This is a genomic window from Klebsiella sp. ZJOU C1, from assembly GCF_035620215.1.
Lineage (GTDB): Bacteria > Pseudomonadota > Gammaproteobacteria > Enterobacterales > Enterobacteriaceae > Klebsiella > Klebsiella variicola.
The window spans coordinates 4,110,121-4,129,920 of the sequence record NZ_CP141644.1; the positions used below are offsets into that span (position 1 = coordinate 4,110,121).

The 19,800-nt window shown below is 59.6% G+C and carries 13 protein-coding genes; 2 read left to right on the forward strand and 11 right to left on the reverse strand.

The window, feature by feature from the left end:
* Positions 1 to 62: 62 nt before the first annotated feature.
* The 10 genes from der to SPE70_RS19685 all read right to left on the reverse strand — a co-directional run bounded on the left by der (position 63) and on the right by SPE70_RS19685 (position 16,789).
* Positions 63 to 1,541, reverse strand: coding sequence for a ribosome biogenesis GTPase Der (der, locus tag SPE70_RS19640; RefSeq protein WP_008803808.1), 1,479 nt, complete (start codon positions 1,539 to 1,541; stop codon positions 63 to 65).
* Between the two features lie 113 nt (positions 1,542 to 1,654).
* Positions 1,655 to 2,833 (reverse strand): outer membrane protein assembly factor BamB, encoded by a 1,179-nt coding sequence (gene bamB / locus SPE70_RS19645; RefSeq protein WP_008803807.1) that lies wholly within the window; start codon positions 2,831 to 2,833, stop codon positions 1,655 to 1,657.
* Between the two features lie 10 nt (positions 2,834 to 2,843).
* Positions 2,844 to 3,464, reverse strand: a complete 621-nt coding sequence (locus SPE70_RS19650; RefSeq protein WP_004201892.1) for a YfgM family protein — start codon at positions 3,462 to 3,464, stop codon at positions 2,844 to 2,846.
* Between the two features lie 34 nt (positions 3,465 to 3,498).
* Positions 3,499 to 4,773: a histidine--tRNA ligase gene (gene hisS / locus SPE70_RS19655; RefSeq protein WP_012967446.1), complete on the reverse strand. Its 1,275-nt coding sequence runs from the start codon at positions 4,771 to 4,773 to the stop codon at positions 3,499 to 3,501.
* Between the two features lie 91 nt (positions 4,774 to 4,864).
* Complete coding sequence (gene ispG / locus SPE70_RS19660) at positions 4,865 to 5,986, reverse strand: flavodoxin-dependent (E)-4-hydroxy-3-methylbut-2-enyl-diphosphate synthase (protein WP_008803805.1); 1,122 nt, start codon at positions 5,984 to 5,986, stop codon at positions 4,865 to 4,867.
* A gap of 26 nt (positions 5,987 to 6,012) precedes the next feature.
* On the reverse strand, positions 6,013 to 6,996 hold the full coding sequence (rodZ, locus tag SPE70_RS19665; RefSeq protein ID WP_110221894.1) for a cytoskeleton protein RodZ: 984 nt from the start codon (positions 6,994 to 6,996) through the stop codon (positions 6,013 to 6,015).
* Between the two features lie 276 nt (positions 6,997 to 7,272).
* Entirely contained in the window at positions 7,273 to 8,439 is a 1,167-nt protein-coding gene (locus SPE70_RS19670) for a dual-specificity RNA methyltransferase RlmN (protein WP_008803802.1), read from the reverse strand.
* Between the two features lie 483 nt (positions 8,440 to 8,922).
* Positions 8,923 to 9,354 (reverse strand): nucleoside-diphosphate kinase, encoded by a 432-nt coding sequence (ndk, locus tag SPE70_RS19675; RefSeq protein ID WP_004144312.1) that lies wholly within the window; start codon positions 9,352 to 9,354, stop codon positions 8,923 to 8,925.
* A 160-nt stretch (positions 9,355 to 9,514) separates the two neighbouring features.
* Positions 9,515 to 11,839, reverse strand: coding sequence for a peptidoglycan glycosyltransferase PbpC (gene pbpC, locus SPE70_RS19680; protein ID WP_032736110.1), 2,325 nt, complete (start codon positions 11,837 to 11,839; stop codon positions 9,515 to 9,517).
* Positions 11,840 to 16,789 (reverse strand): alpha-2-macroglobulin family protein, encoded by a 4,950-nt coding sequence (locus tag SPE70_RS19685; RefSeq protein WP_264972535.1) that lies wholly within the window; start codon positions 16,787 to 16,789, stop codon positions 11,840 to 11,842. It abuts the gene before it with no gap.
* A 206-nt stretch (positions 16,790 to 16,995) separates the two neighbouring features.
* Between SPE70_RS19685 and sseA the strand changes: the two genes are divergently transcribed.
* Positions 16,996 to 17,853, forward strand: coding sequence for a 3-mercaptopyruvate sulfurtransferase (gene sseA, locus SPE70_RS19690; RefSeq protein WP_012967442.1), 858 nt, complete (start codon positions 16,996 to 16,998; stop codon positions 17,851 to 17,853).
* Between the two features lie 226 nt (positions 17,854 to 18,079).
* Positions 18,080 to 18,922, forward strand: a complete 843-nt coding sequence (locus SPE70_RS19695; RefSeq protein ID WP_008803796.1) for a hypothetical protein — start codon at positions 18,080 to 18,082, stop codon at positions 18,920 to 18,922.
* Positions 18,923 to 18,992: 70 nt separating this feature from the next.
* Here the strand turns inward: SPE70_RS19695 and sseB are convergent, their stop codons facing one another.
* Complete coding sequence (gene sseB, locus SPE70_RS19700) at positions 18,993 to 19,769, reverse strand: enhanced serine sensitivity protein SseB (protein WP_008803795.1); 777 nt, start codon at positions 19,767 to 19,769, stop codon at positions 18,993 to 18,995.
* Between the last annotated feature and the right edge of the window lie 31 nt (positions 19,770 to 19,800).

Below are 19,800 nucleotides of genomic sequence, written 5' to 3' on the forward strand. Positions count from 1 at the left end.
GGAAGGTTTTGACATTTACCGGCATGGCGGCCACAAAAAACCCGCCGAAGCGGGTTTGATGATTATTTGCTTTTCTTGATGTGCTTGATCAGGCGCTTACGTTTACGCATCTGGTTCGGCGTCAGGGTGTTGCGCTTGTTGGCGAACGGGTTTTCCCCTTCCTTGAACTGGATCCGGATTGGCGTACCCATCACGTCCAGGGATTTACGGAAGTAGTTCATCAGGTAGCGCTTGTAGGAATCCGGCAGATCCTTCACCTGGTTACCGTGGATCACCACGATAGGCGGGTTGTAGCCCCCGGCGTGGGCATATTTCAGCTTCACGCGACGGCCACGCACCAGCGGTGGCTGATGATCTTCCGCCGCCATGTTCATGATCCGGGTCAGCATCGCGGTGCTTACGCGGCGGGTGGCGCTGTCATAGGCTTCGCGTACCGATTCAAACAGGTTGCCGACGCCGCTACCGTGCAGGGCGGAGATGAAGTGCACCCGGGCAAAGTCGATAAAGCCCAGACGATAGTCGAGGGTCTCCTTCACCTGCTCCTTCACTTCCTGACTCAGGCCATCCCACTTGTTGACAACGATCACCAGCGAACGACCGCTGTTGAGGATAAAGCCCAGCAGCGAGAGGTCCTGATCGGAGATCCCTTCGCGAGCATCGATCACCAGCAGCACGACGTTGGCGTCTTCAATCGCCTGCAGCGTTTTGATCACCGAGAACTTTTCCACGACGTCGGTGATTTTCCCGCGCTTACGTACCCCGGCGGTATCGATGAGCACATATTCACGCTCGTCACGCTGCATCGGGATGTAAATACTGTCGCGGGTGGTGCCCGGCATATCGTAAACTACCACGCGATCTTCACCGAGGATGCGGTTGGTGAGGGTTGATTTACCGACGTTAGGGCGTCCAACAATCGCCAGCTTGATCGGCAGATCCTGCGGATTGAAGTCGTCCTCCGGCTCTTCTTCCGCTTCACCATTCTGCTCGGCTTCGAATTTTGCCCAGTATTCGGCGTCTTCATCCACCTCTTCCTGCGGGCTGATCTCATCCACCCATGGCAGCAGGGCCTGCTCCAGCAGGCTGGTCACGCCGCGGCCGTGCGAAGCAGCGATAGGATAGATATCACCCAGGCCTAAGGACCAGAAGTCCGCCATCGCCTGGTCGACATCGATGCCGTCGGTTTTATTGGCCACCAGGAAGGTGGGCTTTTCACGAGAGCGCAGATGTTTAGCGATGGCGATGTCCGCCGGCATCAGGCCTGCGCGCGCATCGACCATAAACAGCACCACATCGGCCTCTTCGATAGCCAACAGCGACTGCTCCGCCATCCGGGTTTCCACGCCCTCTTCCGTACCATCAATACCACCGGTATCGATACAGATGAATTCGCGGCCTTCGACTTCGGCCCGACCGTACTTACGGTCACGAGTCAGCCCCGGGAAATCCGCAACCAGCGCATCACGAGTGCGCGTCAGGCGGTTAAAGAGCGTGGATTTTCCAACGTTAGGGCGCCCGACAAGCGCGACCACAGGTATCATGTTAAATGCCTCATACAATCACTAAGCAACATCGTCTTAACGACGTTTTTAAAAAAGTCAAAACGGCCCCTGTCTGCCAGGGGCCGTTTCTTAATCATTCACGACAGCGGTAATTAACGCGTAATCGCGTACAGCGTACCGTCTTTCGCCTGGATCAGCAGTCGACCATCTGCAACCACCGGATCGGTCAGGAAGCCGGAACTATCGACTTTCTGCTGTGCCACAAAATGGCCATCTTCCGGATTCACCCAGTGCATGTAGCCTTCGCTATCACCGACGACCAGATTGCCATTATACAACACCGGCGCGGTCAGCAAACGGTGCAGCAGATCGCTTTGCGTCCACAGGGTCACACCACCATCGGTGGTCAGTGCCAGCAGGCGATCGTTCTGGTCAACCAGGTAGATACGGTTACCATCGACGATGAAATCATTCACCGAACCCAGCTCGCGTTTCCACATAATCTGGCCGCTACGCAGGTCCAGCGCGGTCAGGTTACCGTTATAAGCCAGCGCATAAACCACACCGTTAACGATGATCGGCGTCGTGTCGACGTCATTCAGGCGGTCAATTTCCGTCGGGCCGGTGGCCGTAGAAATACGCTGCTGCCAAATCATCTGCCCCTGCTGCATCAATACTGCACTGACGCGGCCGTTGTCGCCGCCGACGATCGCCGCGCCATAAGCGGTCGCAGGCGCAGACTCGCCGCGCAGGGAGAGTGCCGGCATATCGAGGTTAACGGTCCACTTCACGGCACCATCGGTCTCATTCAACGCCTGCAGCTGGCCGTTACTGGTATGCACCAGCACCATGCCATCGCTCACCACCGGACGCGACAGCGCCTCGCCAGCAACGCGGGTTTGCCAGGCAACGGTACCATCGCTGGTATTCAGCGCATACAGCTGCGCTTTCTCACTGCCAATATAAACATGGCCGCCAGAGACGGTCACACCGCCGGAAAGCAGCGCTGGCACGCGCGAGAACCAGCCATCTTTCTCCGCCAGGTTCACAGACCACACCTCTTTGCCGTCGTCCGCGTTCAGCGCTTTGACGGTGCCTTTACGGTCAGCAGCATACACTACGCCGTCGGCGAAGGCCGGATGAAGGTTAGAGTAAAATTCGCCGATACCATCGCCAACCGAGGTGCTCCAGGACGTGGACGGCGTAAACTGGTTTTCTACCGTCGGCAGCGGTGACATTTTCACCACATCTTCTTCGCTATTAAACAGCGAACACCCGCTCAGCAAGGTAACGGAAAGCAGCCCTGGCAAAAGTAATTTACGCAATTGCATCGAGTCCCTCTCAGATGGACAAATTATTCATTTTCATACGCATCATTTCGCTGAGCGCAGGAGAAGCATCGCTTTTCACGCCAGCTTCCCACGCCGCACGGGCCCCTTGCTTATCGCCTTTGCTCAACAGAATTTCGCCGCGCAAATCGGCCACAATGGCGGTCCAGCCCTCACCTTTGATGCTGTCGAGGGTTTTCAGCGCCGCATCAGCCTGTTTCATCTGCAGCTGAACGCGGGCAAGACGCATGCTGATAACCGATTTCAGGTTATCATCAGACGCGGCCGCCAGCCCCTGCTGCAGCTGCTTTTCAGCGTTAGGCAGATCGTTCTGTTCAACAAAATGCTGTGCCAGCTCGAGAGAGGCGAAGGCGCCGTAGGTATTTTTATTGTCAGCCGCGAATTTCTCCGCCCCTGACAGTACTTCTGGCGTATTCGATTTCAGCGCGGAAGTCGCCTGTTCGTAAGCCAGAGACGCGTCTCTGGCCGTATCCTGCTGATGGGAGGTCCAGTAGCGCCAGCCAACCAGCGCGCCAATCCCTAAAATCACCCCGACCGCCAGCGCTTTGCCGTTTTCGGCAAAGAAGCGTTTCAGCGCATCGACCTGATCGTTCTCGTTGTTAAAAGTTTCCACGCAGTCCTTCTCCTGACTAATAATTCCCGGGAGATTAACCCAGAAGTGTGCGCAAATGCGCGGCAACGCTCTCCTGCGTTACGGTAGTTTGCTCACCTGAGCGTAAATCCTTCACTACCACGTTTCCGTCAGCGATCTCTGACTCACCGACCACCAGGGCGATACGGGCGCCCCACTTATCGGCGCGGGCAAACTGCTTCTTAAAGTTGCCGCCGCCGTGGTTGGTCATCAGCTTGACGCCGGGCAGCGCATCGCGAACCTGCTCAGCCAGACGCATTGCAGCAGACTGAGTATCGGTCCCGGAGGCTACCAGGTATATATCGACAACAGGATCGGCTTTAAATTCCGGATTCACTGCCTGGACCAGTAAAACAAGACGTTCCAGCCCCATAGCAAAACCCACGCCCGGGGTGGCACGACCGCCAAGCTGCTCAACCAGACCGTCGTAGCGGCCGCCGGCGCAGACGGTACCCTGGGAACCGAGGCTGGTGGTTACCCACTCGAACACGGTACGGTTATAGTAGTCGAGGCCGCGTACCAGACGCTGGTTGACGGTGTAGCGGATCCCGGCATCGTCGAGCAGCGCGCACAGGCCGGCAAAGTGGGTTTTCGACTCTTCGTCGAGGTAGTCGCCGAGCGCCGGCGCGTCGTTCAGCAGCGCCTGCACGTCCGGGTTCTTGGAGTCCAGCACCCGCAGCGGGTTGGTGTACATCCGGCGTTTGCTGTCTTCATCCAGTTTATCGGTAAACTGCTCCAGGTAAGCTACCAGCGCGTCGCGGTAGTTGGCACGCGCTTCCAGCGAACCGATGGAGTTCAGCTCAAGGCTGACGTGATCGGAGATGCCCAGCTCACGCCACCAGCGCGCGGTCAGCATAATCAGCTCGGCATCGATGTCCGGGCCCTGCAGGCCAAACACTTCGGCGCCAATCTGATGGAACTGGCGGTAGCGACCTTTCTGCGGACGCTCGTGGCGGAACATTGGCCCGACATACCACAGACGCTGTTCTTGATTGTACAGCAGACCATGTTCGATGCCGGCACGTACGCAGCCCGCCGTCCCTTCCGGACGCAGCGTCAGGCTGTCGCCGTTGCGGTCCTCAAAGGTGTACATCTCTTTTTCAACCACGTCGGTCACTTCGCCGATCGCGCGTTTGAATAACGGGGTCTGCTCTACAATCGGCAAACGGATTTCGCTGTAACCGTAGCTACCGAGCACCTGCTTCAGTGAGCCTTCAATGCGCTGCCAGAGAGCGGTTTCGCCCGGCAGATAATCGTTCATGCCACGGATGGCTTGAATGTTCTTTGCCACGTTTATTCTCTTTATATATACAAAAATGAACCCCGGCGCCTTGCGCCCGCAGGTTCAATCATACACGGGAAGCGTATCGCTTCCCAACACGTTATTTTGCTTCAAGCTGTTGAACGTCAATACGACGGGCTTCATCGAGCATCGAGGCTTTGGCACGAATACGCGCTTCCAGCTGGTCGATCATGTCGTCGTTGTCCAGTCGATCTTTACGCACGCCGTCTTCATACAGACCGCTTTTCTTGTTGCCGCCGGTCACGCCGAGGGTGGAGACCAGCGCTTCGCCCGGACCATTCACCACGCAGCCGATGATCGAAACATCCATCGGGGTGATGATATCTTCCAGACGCTGCTCCAGGGCGTTGACCGTACCGATAACGTCAAACTCCTGACGCGAGCAGGTTGGACAGGCAATGAAGTTAATGCCGCGAGCACGAATGCGCAGGGACTTGAGGATATCGAAGCCGACCTTGATCTCTTCCACCGGATCCGCCGCCAGCGAGACGCGCAGCGTATCGCCGATCCCCTCGGATAACAGCAGGCCCAGGCCGATCGCGGACTTCACCGCGCCGCTGCGTGCCCCACCCGCTTCGGTGATCCCGAGATGCAGCGGCTGATCGATCTGTTTCGCCAGCAGGCGATAAGACTCTACCGCCAGGAAGACGTCGGAGGCTTTAACGCTGACTTTAAACTGATCGAAGTTGAGGCGATCGAGATGATCGACGTGGCGCATAGCCGATTCGAGCAGCGCCTGCGGCGTCGGCTCGCCATATTTTTCCTGCAGATCTTTTTCCAGCGAGCCGGCGTTGACACCGATGCGGATAGGAATGTTTTTATCGCGTGCGCAGTCCACAACCGTGCGAATGCGCTCTTCGTTGCCGATGTTGCCCGGGTTGATACGCAGGCAGTCAACACCGTATTCGGCGACTTTCAGCGCGATACGGTAGTCAAAATGGATATCGGCGACCAGCGGGACGTTGACCTGCTGTTTGATCAGTTTGAACGCTTCGGCGGCATCCATCGTCGGAACAGAGACGCGGACGATGTCCGCGCCGACGCGCTCTAACGCTTTGATTTGGCTTACCGTCGCGGCCACATCGGTGGTACGCGTATTGGTCATTGACTGGACGGCGATGGGGGCCCCATCGCCAATTGGCACATTACCAACGTAAATACGTTTAGATTTTCTACGTTGAATCGGAGCCTGGTTATGCATGAAAAATCTCCCGCGTTACCCGTCTGTTACTGCGCCGGTGATTGTTCGGCATTGAGGGTCAGACGCGCAACCTGGTTAGTTCTGATAAAACGACTCAAATCGACTGGCTTGCCGAGGAACTGGATCTGTACCGCTGCCGGGGCGCCAATTTTCAGTTTATACGGCGCCTGACCGCTCAGGTTCAGGTTGCCGCCTTTACGCTGCAGGCCGCTGAACAGTTTTTTACCGGTGGCATCGCTCACTTCCAGCCAGCAGTCGGCGGAAAAGTTCATCACCAGATCCTGTGCCGACGCCGCAGGGGTCGTGACGTTCGCCTGATCGGTCGGTAACGGCGAGGCCGGCGTCGTCGGGGCCGTTCCGGCGGTATCGACATTAGCCTGAGAAGGTGCCACGACCGCGTTATTGTCCGCTGGCGTCTGAGCCGGGGCGCTGGTGGTCGGTGTGCTGGCGGTATCGGTTGGCGCGCTGTTCGCGGCGCTATCGGTGCCTGAGTCTACCGGCGCGCTGGTATCCAGCGGCACGTTCTGGCTGTTGGCGTCACCGCCGTTCAGCTCAGCGGAAGACTGATCGGCCATGGTCGAGATCTCTTCCTGCTGCGCCTTATGGTCTTGCCACCACCAGGCACCGCTCAGGCCGATAACCACAAACAGCACCAGCCAGGTAAAGCTCATCAGCCAGCCATCGCGCTTTTTGCGACGCTTGCCTAAAGAGAAGCTCTGCATTGGCGCGACCTTTGCCGCACGGATAGGCGCTTGCTTGGCCATCATCGGCAGCAGTTCTTCTTCAGGGATATGTACGAGGCGAGCGTAGGAGCGGATGTAACCGCGCAGGAAGGTGGAGGCGAGGTCGGCAGGTGCCTTATCGTCTTCAATATCACGAACCGTGGACACCTTCAGGCATAAGCGTTCGGCCACCGCTTGCTGGCTAAGTCCGAGTTGTTCGCGGGCGTGACGCAAACGCGCGCCCGTGGTGTTTGCTTCTTGATGATCTTGAGTGGCTTCAGTATTCATTCGCTACAACTACTGGTACGTGAAATTTAAAGTTCAGCGCGGGAAAACGCCGGCGCCGCGAGACATCTGTGGTACGTCAGCCTCACAGTATAGGACTGTCAGGCGCGCGATCACAGAGACGAATCAAAATTGAATGCTAAGCGGTTGTTGTGCCGCTACATACTGCCTCAAAGTCGACAAAAACGCACCGTAATTATTAACTGAATCAGCGTATTTCGCCTGGTTATTGGTCATAAATATGACCCGCGCCGCCTGTGCTGCACGGGTCATCATTTGTCAGACCGCTTTTACGTCAATCGCTTCACCCTGCATCCGCTTACGCAGCGTGCGCTTGGTACGGTCAATAACATCGCCCGCCAGCTGGCCGCAGGCGGCATCAATATCGTCACCGCGGGTTTTACGCACGATGGTCGTAAATCCATATTCCATCAGGACCTTGGAGAAACGGTCGATGCGGCTGTTGGAGCTACGGCCGTAAGGCGCCCCCGGGAAGGGGTTCCATGGGATCAGGTTGATCTTGCACGGGGTGTCCTTCAGCAGCGCCGCCAGCTCGTGGGCGTGCTCGGTACCGTCGTTGACGTGATCCAGCATGACGTACTCGATGGTCACCCGGCCCTGGTTGGCGTTGGACTTCGAAATATAACCACGCACCGAGTTGAGGAAGGTCTCGATGTTGTATTTTTTGTTGATCGGGACGATTTCGTCACGAATGGTGTCGTTCGGCGCGTGCAGGGAAATCGCCAGCGCAACGTCGATCATATCGCCGAGCTTATCCAGCGCCGGCACCACGCCTGACGTCGACAGGGTGACGCGACGTTTGGAGAGACCAAAACCGAAGTCATCCAGCATGATTTCCATCGCCGGGACGACGTTGTTAAGGTTCAGCAGCGGCTCGCCCATGCCCATCATTACCACGTTGGTGATCGGACGCACGCCGGTGGTCTTCACCGCGCCGACGATTTTCGCCGCGCGCCAGACCTGGCCGATAATTTCGGACACCCGCAGGTTGCGGTTAAAGCCCTGCTGGGCGGTGGAGCAGAATTTACATTCCAGCGCGCAGCCTACCTGTGAAGAGACGCACAGGGTGGCGCGGTCTTCTTCCGGGATATAGACGGTCTCGACGCGCTGATCGCCAACGGCGATCGCCCATTTGATGGTGCCGTCGGTTGAGCGTTGCTCTTCCACCACTTCCGGGGCACGGATCTCAGCGACTTCTTTCAGTTTGCCGCGCAGGACTTTGTTGATGTCGGTCATTTCATCAAAGTCGTCGCAGCAGTAGTGATACATCCATTTCATCACCTGATCGGCGCGGAAAGGCTTCTCGCCCATGTTTTTAAAAAACTCGCGCATCTGCTGACGGTTTAAATCCAGCAGGTTGATTTTGGCATCTTTGTTCGGCACCGTCAGAGCGGCGGTATCAGGCGTGACAATTTGTTCAGACATAATGTTTTCCGGCCTCGTTATTACACGTTATGGCCCCAGGTGGGTTGAAAAAGAAACGCCCCGGAGAGCGACTGCTCGTCCAGGGGCGCTATATTCTACAAATTCTGGCGCATCATTGCCACGTTTGCACAAAGCAATGATAAAAAATCTGTAACTGACTGCTCAATCCTCTAAGGCTTTTCGATTGTCGCAAGGCGGCAAGCAAGTGACAAATTCGTCGGGAACGAATTTGACCAGCCGTAGGCTGGCCTCCGGTGAGAGGCAGGAGCCTCTCATTAATCCCCGGGAGCATAGATAACTATGTGACCGGGGTGAACGCGCGCAGCCAACGCCGCGACGGTCGAAAAGACGAGGTTTGTATCTCCAAAGTATTTCAGGTCACAGCGAGGCGGTGAGTTCGCAAATCCCCGGGAGCATAGATAACTATGTGACCGGGGTGCGCGAAGGAAGCCAACAATGCTGTGGCGTGAAAGACGCAGGAGATTAGCGAGTGCGCGGGCAAACCTCGCCTTCAGCAAAGAAGAACGCGATTTCGCGAGCAGCGGATTCTACAGAATCGGAACCATGGGTGCCGTTCTCAGTGAAGCTATCAGCGTAGTCAGCGCGCAGGGTACCGGCCAGGGCGTTCGCCGGGTTGGTGGCGCCCAGCAGGTCACGGTGACGCTGAACCGCATTTTCGCCTTCCAGTACGGAAACCACGATCGGGCCGGAGGTCATGAATTCAACCAGACCATCGAAGAACGGACGACCTTCGTGCTCAGCATAGAAACCGCGAGCCTGCTCAACGGTCAGATGCAGCATTTTGGTGCCGACGATTTTGAACCCTGCAGCTTCAAAGCGAGAAAAGATGCTGCCAATAACGTTTTTTGCCACCGCGTTTGGTTTGATGATGGAAAAAGTACGTTCAATAGCCATGATTACCTCTAATTAAATGTTCTGTTGTTGCGCATACGATCGTATGGCCTGGCGCGCATTATAATGAGCAACGTCGGCGATGCCTACGGATGAAGGTAACATTTTGTTAAAATAAGATGAGTATTGGAAACACAAACCGCCAACAACAAATTTACCCTTGTTATTGCAGGGTGAAACTGGCGGCCGCCGTTTGCCCAGCCTCATCCATGACCACCAGCTGCCACTCGCCAGGCTTATCCAGCGTTAGCGTGGTTGTCGCACCGGCGGCGTCTAACGGCTGGCCGTTGATAAACCACCAGCGCCGCCCTTCTCCACCGCTGGTTTGCACGGGTAACATCACCCGCGCCTCGCCCGGCAGACGTTTTATTAACGCCCCTTCGCGAATACCTGACAACACCAGCGGCGCGGCATTCTGAGTTTGCAACGGTGGGCACACTTTCGATACCGGCCCCAGACGCGCGCGACGGCGCTCGCTGGCCGGCAGCCACGGTTCCAGCGGCAGCGGCCAGACATCAATAACGACTTCAGTCGCACCCGGACAATCCGCGGCCACCCTTTCCCCTGCTGCGTTGCGCCACACCGGGAAGCGGATCCCGCGCACGCCCTCCTGCCCGGGCAGCAGCAGCGTCGGTGGCTGGCTGGCATCCAGCAGCCAGCTGGCTAAGCGCCGGCGGCAGTTGCTGTCACCGGCCGGTAGATCCTGCCCGCCTGGCCAGCAAATAGCCCCGCGGCTCACCGTTTGCGGGCGCGGGTCGACCGGCAGCCCGCCGCGGCTCATCGCCTGGCGCGCCAGCAACAGATTATTGACCTGGTTTAACAGCGGCACGGCGCTGGCGAAGCCAAACTGGCCCACCACCGGCGTACCGTCGGGCCGTCCGGTCCAGATACCTATCAGATATCGCGCATTGAGGCCGACCGCCCACGCATCGCGATAGCCATAGCTGGTACCGGTTTTCCACGCCAGCGGCACCACTTGCGGCAGTGAGGCATCGGGAACCGGTTGCGCTTCGCCGGCCAAAATGCGCCGGACAATCCACGCCGCGCCGGGTGACATCAGCGATCTTTCCACCAGCGGGTCGTCGGGCTTCAGGCGCAGCCACGCCGCCTTGCCGTGACGGGCAAAGGCGCTGTACGCCGCGACGATATCTTCCAGCCGTGCCCCGGCCCCACCGAGGATCAGCGACAGGTTCGGCTCTGCGCCAGCGGGCAGCGTCAGGGGCAGCCCGGCGTTGCGTAAATTCGCCGCGAAACGTTTGGGCCCGTAGGCTTCAAGCACCTGCACCGCCGGCAGATTCAGGGAGCGCACCAGCGCCTCGCTGACGCTCACCGGGCCATGAAATCCGCTGTCAAAATTGCCGGGACGATAATCGCTAAAGCGTCGTGGAACATCCTGTAATAACGACGCCGGATGGATCAGCCCGTCATCCATCGCCATCGCGTAGACAAAGGGTTTCAGCACCGATCCCGGCGAACGCACCGCCGAGACCATATCAATATGGCCGAAGCGGCTGTCGTCGGTGATATCCGCCGATCCCACCCAGCCGCGGACTTTCATATCCGTGTGATCGACGACAACAATCGCCAGTGAGCTGCGCGGCGGCAGGCGCGATTTCCAGTTCAGCGCCAGATCCTCAAGCTGCCGCTGGAGCCCGGCATCGAGCGTTGTCGTCACCTTTTCGTCGCGACTGGTCGCCAGCGCCCGGCGTGAAAAAAGCGGCGCCAGCTGCGGCATCTGCCGCGGGAATAGCCATACAGGTTCTTCCATCGCTTCCTGTACCGGCCGTTGCGGCCAGACGCCCTGGCTGACCATACGCGTGAGGACTTTATCGCGCGCCGCCTGGGCCCGCTGCGGCCAGCGGTCCGGGCGCAAACGACTGGGCGCCTGGGGCAGCACCGCCAGCAGCGCCGCCTCGCCGTAGCTGAGCTGAGCGGGCGGTTTGCCAAGATAAGCCCAGCTGGCCGCGCCGATCCCCTGCAGAGTGCCGCCAAAAGGCGCGCGGTTCAGATACAGGGTAAGAATGTCGTTTTTTGACAGATGCCACTCCAGCTGCAGCGCCCGCCATAGCTGTCGTAGCTTGCCGCCGAAGGTGCGCGGATGAGGGTCGAGCAGACGCGCGACCTGCATGGTAAGCGTGCTGCCGCCGGAAATGACCCGCCCGGAGGTTAAATCCTGCCAGGCGGCGCGCAGCACCGCGAAGGGATTGACCCCTGGATGTTTCCAGAACCAGCGGTCTTCATACTGGATGAGCGCCTGCAGATAGCGCGGCGACACGTCGGCGAGAGTCACCGGATAACGCCAGACGCCCTGCGCATCGGCAAAGCGCCAGAGCGGCGTGCCGTCTTCCGCCACGACCACGCGGGCAGGCGTGACGTCCTGCAGCGGCAGCGGCCACAGGCGATCGGCGGCCAGCACCGCCAGCCACAGCAGAAAAATAAACGCCGCCAGCCAGCGCCAGCGGCGTTTTACCCGAGGCAATACGCGCATTTACGGCGTCACGGTGAGCGGACCGCTGGCCGCCCCGGTCGCCCGCCACTGCGGCACATACATCGATTCCACCTGGGGCTGCGGGACCTGATAAGTGCCTGGCGTTACCGCCCGCGCCAGATAGACCAGCGTCACCGGCTGGCCTTCATTGACAGCGACAGCGGCGACGAAACGGTCGTCACGGAACTCGATATGCTGAATATCCGCCTGCTGCATCTGGTTAAGGAGATTTTGCACCGCGTCGCCATTCTCCTGCAGGCTGGCGCTGCTGTTGGCCAGGTTCTGGTTTTCCAGCTCCAGACCGGCAGGCAACAGATCAACCACCAGCGCGTCAGGCACATTGCGTTTGGCGGTCACCTCCAGCTTCACCAGTACCAGTTCGCCGCTGCGCAGCGAGGTCAGCGATTTCTGCTGACCCTGGGTATCGAAAATAGTGCGTTCAATCCCCAGGACATTACCGCCTGGCTGTGGCGCGCTATGCGGATAGCCGCTGCTGTCGAGACGCAGCCACAGCGGCTGACTGCCGGTATTACTCACCTGCAGCGTCGCCAGCCGATCGCCGTCGAGGTTACGGGTTTGCGCTTTGTCGCCGGCCAGCGGCTCAGCCTGCAGCGAGGTTTGCGCCTGCCAGTTGCCCGGCAGGTCGGCAAGCGTACGTCCGGCAAGGAACAGGGCGTTGGTTTCCTGGGTCGACAGCCAGCGCTGGCCGTAGGCCTCTTCCGACAGCGTGCTCAACAGCGTGTTTTGCACCTCCGGCAGCAGCTTGTTCTCTTCCAGCAGCGCCAGCTTCAGGGCGTCATCGCGAAGCGGGCTACCGTAATCGCCCAGCCAACGATTCTCATCCTGGCGCGGGGTCGCAACCGCCAGCTTCATGGCCTCATCGCCGCGCGGCGCATCGCCCATGGTTTTCAGCGCAATGCCGAGCTGCAGCAGCGGCAAGCCGGATCGCGCCTGGTCGTGACGGCTCCAGATTTCACGCAATGCGCCGAGCGGGGCTTTTTGCTGACGCGCCAGCACCAGCGCGGCGTATGCCTGGGCGGCAAAGCGGCTGGCCTGGGCGTCATCGCTGTAGCGCACGGTCATCAGCCCCGGATCCTGCAGATAGCGCAGCAGGCGTTCGTTACCTTTATTAATGGCGTTGACCGGTACGCTATAGCCCTGCTCGCCCGCGCGGACGAGGAAGTCCATGGCGTAGGCGGTCAGCCAGTACTCTTCCGGCCCCTCTTTATCCCACAACGCAAAGCCGCCATTTTCCAGTTGCATCTGCAGCAGGCGTGAGATACCAACATCGATTGCCGCGCGGCGTTTTTCATCGCTATCGCCGCTGATGCCCAGCGCTTTTAGCTGCGCCGCGCTGGTGTACAGCGACGGGAACAGGCCGCTGGCGGTCTGCTCAAGGCAGCCGTAAGGATAGGCTTTCAGCTCACGGATATAGCGCGCGAGGTTCAACGGCGGTTTCCCGCTGAGCAGCAGTTGGCCCTGCAGCGTTTGCGGGGCGAACCCCTGGCTCTGCGCCGCCGGCGCCTGCCAGCTTTCGCCGGGCTGTAGCACCGCGCCGCTGTTGACAGTCTGGGCCGGGAACGCCGGACGGACGCCGATTCTCCACTGTTTCTGCAGCGGGGCGAAGGTTTCTCCCGGCAGACTCAGGCCGCTGATAGTAGCATTGACCTGACCATCGCCGAATCCCGCCAGCGCGCTCACCGGTATAAACAGCGTGCTGCGCGCCCCCGGCGCCAGTTGCACCGGCGGCAGTTGACTCTCGCTCAACGTTACCAGCCCGCTGGCGGTAAGGTGAACCTGCAGGGTTTGCGGTTTATCGGTCAGATTGCTGAGATCCAGCGCCAGCCGTGTGGTGTCGCCGCTGGCGAGGAAGCGCGGGGTGTTCAGTTCGGCGATGACCGGGGCGGCCACCACCACTTTATCTTCGCTGCTGCCGAAGTCATCCGCCGTCCACGCCTGGGCCATCACCCGCAGCTCGCCGTTAAAATCGCCAATGGGTAACGTCACCGTGCCTTCGCCCTGATCGTTCAATACCACCGGCTGCGCCTGCTGGGCGACGATCGTCACGTGGTTGACCGGCGGTTTGCCGCCGCGTTTTAACTCGTCGCCATCGCCGCCGAAGCGCAGGCTGGCCACACGTCCCTGCCCTTCGATCACCTGGCCGTAGATGTCATAGATATCTGCGCCGTAACGCTTCTGGCCAAAGAAGGCGTTCCACGGATCCGGGGTAGCGTAATCGGTGATATTCAGTACCCCGCTATCCACCGCCGAGAGCAGGACGTTGACCTGTTTCGGCGCCTCGCCCTCTTTGACGCTGGCTTTCACTTTCACCGTCAGCGGCTGGTTGGGGCGCATTTTGTCCGGCGCTTCCAGCGCCAGCGTCAGGCGGCGGTTTTCATCGCCCAGCGGCAGATGCAGCAGGCCGACCGCGCGTTTCGGCGTCGCCGAGCGGGATTTATCGCCGGGGCGAACCACCAGCGTGCTGAGGTAGAGATCGTGGCGGTTCCAGGCTTTATCCACCGGAATAGACAAATCCATCCCCTCCGCCGGGACGTCAATTTCCTGCCACCACAGAGGCCCTTCGCTGGATTCCACCATCGCGTAGCCTTTACCCGCCGCCGGGGCGGCGATGTGCAGCTTGATGGTGTCGCCCGGTTTATAACTCGGTTTATCCAGCTTCATGGTGACCCGATCAGGACGCGCCGCGCCGGTACCTTCGCTGTTATCCTGCCAGCTATAGCCGGCCCAGAAGCGCACGCTGCTGACCACGTCGTCCGGCCCTTTCACCTCCAGGCGATATGAGCCCCACTCTACCGGGAAGCTCACTTTGCCGGTTTGTCCGGCCTGCAGATCCAGCGACTCCTCGCCCTCCTGCAGATCTTTCTGATCGAACTGCGACTGCCAGCCTTCGCTATCGGACCAGTTCCAGTAGTAGTCGCGGCGCTCGCGGATCAGCCGTACCTGCAGGCCCGAGACCGCTTTTTTCTCGCCTTTGGCGTCGGCATAGACGATATCAAACGCAGCGTTACTGTTCTCATCGACCACCGGCTGCTTCACGGTGGTATCGGTGCGGTAATCGTAAACGTCCTTCAGCGTAAATTGCGGGCGGATCCCCGGCAGCGCCCCGGCGGGCCAGATCGGCTGCTGTACGGTACGGGTCACCGGACGCCCCCCGGATTCCAGCAGGCTCGCCTGCAACACCACCTGCAGCGGCGAATGGCTATCCTGCCACTGGCTTGAGGTGGTCACTTCGCCATGGCCTTTTTCGTCCAGCGTCAGCTGGACTTCATCCAGACTACGGGAGAGGTTTTCTTCCGCAATATCGCCGAACTGGAAGCCCGGCAGCGCAGCGACGGCGTCGCGCAGCGGGCGCAGGAACAGCTTGCCCTGCAGCTGGTTGCCGCTGGCCGGCGCGCCGTAGAGATAAGCGCCGCTGACGGCAAAGGTGACGTCGGTATCCGGCGCGACTGGCGCAGCCTGCGGCGTCAGGTTCAGGGCCATGCGTTCCGGCATAAAGTCTTCGACGTGGAAGTCCCACTCGCGCGGCTGGTTATCGCCGGTGCTGGCGCGAATGTGCCACATGCCGGTAGCCGCGCCGCTGTCGAGCGGATAAGTGAACTGGTACAGACCATTCACCGGTTTGCTCATCACCGAACGGATCACCTGGCCGTCCGGCTGCACCACCTCCAGCTTCACCGGCTGCTCCGCCAGCGGCTTGCCGTCGCTATCGCGCAACAGCGCATTGAGGATCACCGTTTCGCCCGGCCGATAGAGATCGCGCGGGCCAAACATAAAGAACTGTTTGCTAAAACCGGGCGCCCCTGCGATAGAGAATTCCGCCAGATCCAGCGCCGGCAACTTGAGATCCAGCAGCGTCGTCTGCCCCTCTTTACGCGCCAGCAGCAGCGCGGCTTCTTTATCGGTTTGCAGAGTAACGTGGCCCTGGCTGTCGCTTTTCGCCTCCGCCAGGGTCTGCCCTTTGGCGTTGAGCAGCTGGACGTCGATACCAGACTGGGCGGCGCCGTTTTCCAGGCTCTGGGTAAAGACGTCCAGCCGGTTGTGGTAGCGATGCGCCGAGACGCCGATATCGCTGAGGGTAAACAGCGTCGCCGCGTTGCTGTAGCTATAATGGCCCGCCGGGTTCATCACCGCCACGTAGACGCCCGGCTGCTGGAGCTGCTTGATATCGTTCAGCGGCAGCAGCAGCTTTTCGCGGGTATTGCGTGCCGGGTTGAGATCGAAGCGGCCGGTATAGACCAGATCCGCCATCTTCAGCAGCTCGTCAGACTCCCAGTTGCTTAACGAGTTACGGTATTCCCACTGGCTGACAAACGCGGAGAGTGATTCCGGCTTAATACGGAAGAAATTGACATCGACATTGTCGACGTTCAGCGCCATCACCGGCAGCCCGGCGACCACGTTGCCCGGCAGCAGCGAGCCGCGGCTGGCGAAACCAACGCTCGGTGCGATATCGCGGGTGGTCAGGGTCTTCTCGAACGGTTTGTCGAGCGTGGCCTTGTTCAGGGCGGTCAGCGTCGGGTCGACCGAGACAATCAGCTCGCGCTTTGGCTCAAGGTGACGCAGACGCAGCTCTTTCAGATTCGGCGCCAGCTCCCAGGCACCGTCCACCTTACCGCTTTTCTTGTCGACCAGATGCACGCTGCGGGAGAAATCCTGGTCCGGCTGCAGCGGCACGGAAAACGTCAGCACCAGGGTCGCGGCGCCATCCAGTTGCACCTCCGAGGCGTCGAGCAGCGTCAGCGCTTTGCCCTGGCTTTTTTCCGCCAGCGCCGCCAGCTGGGCGCGGTCCGGTTTTGCCGTCGCGCCTGGGTTGCTATCCGCAGCTGGCGCCGGGGCCGTGGCCTGCGGCGTACCGCTGTCATCACACCCGGTTAATGAAAATGCGGTAAGGAGCGCCAGTGACAGCGCCGCTAAACGAAATGGTTTCATCCTTCTAACCCCTCGGCCGGTGGGCCTGATGCAAATTATCACTTTTTATTATGCGTTAAGGCGGCACTTCTCAACAGTGATGACGCGGGTTTCTGCCGATTAATCAGAAAAGTGCCGTGACGTCGTCCCCACTCTGACGTCCTTAACTTGTCAGCGTGAGATAAAACGCCGACAATTCAGTCATGAATTGTAAAACGGAGGCACCCATGTCCACCTCGTTTTTTGTCGCCGCCGACTGGCTGGCAGAACATATTGATGACCCGGAGATCCAGATTATCGACGCCCGTATGGCGCCCGCCGGGCAGGAGGCCCTGCGCGATATGGCCGCGGAATACCGCGCCGGCCACGTGCCGAACGCGCTGTTTTTCGATATTGAGGCGCTGTCCGATCACACCAGCCCGCTGCCGCATATGATGCCGCGCGCCGAGGCATTTGCCGTCGCCATGCGCGAGCTGGGCGTCTGCAGCGATAAGCACCTGGTGGTTTATGACGAAGGCAATCTGTTTTCCGCGCCTCGCGCCTGGTGGATGCTGCGCACCTTTGGCGTGGAGAAGGTGTCCATTCTGGCCGGTGGGCTGGAGGGCTGGCGACGTGACGAACTGCCGCTGGAGCAAGGCGTGCCCGAGGTGGCCGAAGGGGAATTCGACGTGCGTTTCGATCCCCAGCAAATTAAGCGCCTGACCGACGTCCTGCTGGTCAGCCATGAAGGGTCGGCGCAGATTGTCGATGCGCGTCCGGCGGCCCGGTTTAACGGCCAGGCCGACGAACCGCGCCCGGGCCTGCGTCGCGGGCATATCCCTGGCGCGCTTAACGTGCCGTGGACGGAGCTGGTGATTAACGGCGAACTGAAAACCGTCGACGAGCTGAACGACATCTTTTTACGTCAGGGTGTCGATTTTGAACGGCCAATCATCGCCAGCTGCGGATCCGGGGTGACGGCGGCGGTGGTCGTGCTGGCGCTCACCACGCTTGGCGTGAACGGCGTCTGCCTGTACGACGGCTCCTGGAGCGAATGGGGCGCGCGGAGCGATCTGCCGATTGAACCGGCCTCTGCCGCTCCGTAAACACGGCGTGACCGCGGGCCTCCCGTCCCGCGGTCACTAAATAATTTCTGATTTTCCCTCTCCCTTCCTTCTGCTTCTCGCTAAACCGGTTACTCTGTGCTGCAGCAGGGTTTGTACCTGCCGTATTCGCTTTGCCTGATGAGGAGGCAGAGCACCGGTACGGAATTCCTCAGGACTGATAGCGCATCCAGTCCGTCCCAATCTGATGTCACCACAAGGAGTGAAAATGGCATTAGTCTCTAACCCACATTCTGCTGATTCGCCGCGCCGTCCCTGGCTGGGAGGCATAGCTGGCCTGCTGGCGGGCGGCGTCATTCTTTATTTTTGGCCGCAATGGAACCGGACATGGTTAAGCCTGGTGCCTGTGCCGGTTTCTGTTTATACCCGCTTTCTCGGGGTCACGCTGGAAGAGGTCCCGTTAATAACCTATGGTCACCAGGCGCTGCTGGGTTTTCTGATGGTGCTGCTCGCGCCCGGTTACGGTAAGTCGACCCTTGCCGCGTGGATGATGCATAACCCTGCGTCAAGCCGGCGCTGGCCCGGCGAGGTTCTCCGCGCCTGGGGCATAAAATTTGGCCTGCTGATTATCGTCTTTTGCAATCTGTTCTTTTTATCCCGGGTCGGATCCGGGACCCTGGCGTTATATATTTTTATTCTCCAGCACGTCAGCGTTGCCGCGGCGGTGGCGTCAGGGGTGCTGCTCCTGCGTGACGCCCGACGTCTGGCCCGCACGTTCGACGCTCAGCTGGCGGACCTGCGCCTCCTCGTGATACTCACTCTGGGGTTTCAGACGATTTTGCCGGCGCAGATCGCGCTGATGAGCGCCCGGGGCGTGAATACGCCGCTGGGCTGGTACATTGTTATCGCGCAAATGGCAGGGGTGTTACTGGCGTTTATGCTGGTCGGCGGGCTGGTGGCAGCGCTACGTTCTTTGCTGGGCGAGGAGAGATGTCGGGCATGGCGTGGGGATATGGCGCTCTTCAACGGCATTGTCACGCTGTGTGTGACGGGATTTCTTATCTATAACATGGCGTCAGCCTATCCGCGGATCTTTGCTGCGCTGCATTAACCCTGGCAAAGCCGATTTTCGGCCTCACACTGGAAGCATAAAGAAACAGCGGGGGCAGCCGCCCCCGCGGTCAGATAATGCGGTTTTGTTTGAAATCGCGCAGGAAGCTGCCCCAGCGCTTTTCATAGAACGGTGTGATATGGGCAATCATAAAGTGGCTGATGCCCTTCTCGCCTTCCACCACCTGACAAATATCGATCGGCTCATCGCCGGGCAGGGTATCGGTCGCCACGCTGCCGGTGGTCTGAATAATGGACTCGATATCCCCTTCCGCTTCAATACCTATCAGCAGATTAGCGGGCGCGTCGGCGTGCTCTTTGATCGAGCACAGGAACGCCCGCTTGACGGTTTTCAGCGTTTTGAACAGCGTGGTCAGCGAATCGACCATCTGCGCCGGCGGGTCAGCGACTTCAGACAATAACAGCGCTTCGCCCCCTTCCAGCACCGTCTGGGTGCTGAGCGGGCTGCCCTCTTCCCCGAGCAGATGGCTGATTTCACGCGGGGTGAACTCTTTGCCGCTCGGCAGCTTCGGGTTGAGGAACAGCGATTCGCCCAGCGTCATCGCCATCAGCGTACGGGCCGGCATCATCACGAAAGCCTGTTCGTCTTCCACCGCCTGCTGTAGCGCCTCCAGCGAGGTAAAGAACGGGATCACCGAGCTGCCGTCATCTTTTTCCCAGTGCTGCAGATCCAGCGCGCTGTCTTCGACAATCTGCTCACCATCGGCTGCACTGCCGGGTACCCAGACGGTCGCCTCCAGCAGCGCGCTGAAAAATGCCGGACGGTGGGCGGGCTCAGTCGCCGCTTTTTCCAGCAGGGTTTCTAATTCATTTTTCGTATCAGACATAGTTTGGCTACTTCACAATGAATTGCCCGGC

What these genes read in the sequence shown, in the direction of transcription:
- der (WP_008803808.1), bottom strand. Translation starts at nt 1,541, where the DNA reads ATGATACCTGTGGTCGCGCTTGTCGGGCGCCCTAACGTTGGAAAATCC.
- bamB (WP_008803807.1), bottom strand. Translation starts at nt 2,833, where the DNA reads ATGCAATTGCGTAAATTACTTTTGCCAGGGCTGCTTTCCGTTACCTTG.
- ispG (WP_008803805.1), bottom strand. Translation starts at nt 5,986, where the DNA reads ATGCATAACCAGGCTCCGATTCAACGTAGAAAATCTAAACGTATTTAC.
- rodZ (WP_110221894.1), bottom strand. Translation starts at nt 6,996, where the DNA reads ATGAATACTGAAGCCACTCAAGATCATCAAGAAGCAAACACCACGGGC.
- SPE70_RS19670 (WP_008803802.1), bottom strand. Translation starts at nt 8,439, where the DNA reads ATGTCTGAACAAATTGTCACGCCTGATACCGCCGCTCTGACGGTGCCG.
- ndk (WP_004144312.1), bottom strand. Translation starts at nt 9,354, where the DNA reads ATGGCTATTGAACGTACTTTTTCCATCATCAAACCAAACGCGGTGGCA.
- pbpC (WP_032736110.1), bottom strand. Translation starts at nt 11,839, where the DNA reads ATGCGCGTATTGCCTCGGGTAAAACGCCGCTGGCGCTGGCTGGCGGCG.
- SPE70_RS19685 (WP_264972535.1), bottom strand. Translation starts at nt 16,789, where the DNA reads ATGAAACCATTTCGTTTAGCGGCGCTGTCACTGGCGCTCCTTACCGCA.
- sseA (WP_012967442.1), top strand. Translation starts at nt 16,996, where the DNA reads ATGTCCACCTCGTTTTTTGTCGCCGCCGACTGGCTGGCAGAACATATT.
- SPE70_RS19695 (WP_008803796.1), top strand. Translation starts at nt 18,080, where the DNA reads ATGGCATTAGTCTCTAACCCACATTCTGCTGATTCGCCGCGCCGTCCC.
- sseB (WP_008803795.1), bottom strand. Translation starts at nt 19,769, where the DNA reads ATGTCTGATACGAAAAATGAATTAGAAACCCTGCTGGAAAAAGCGGCG.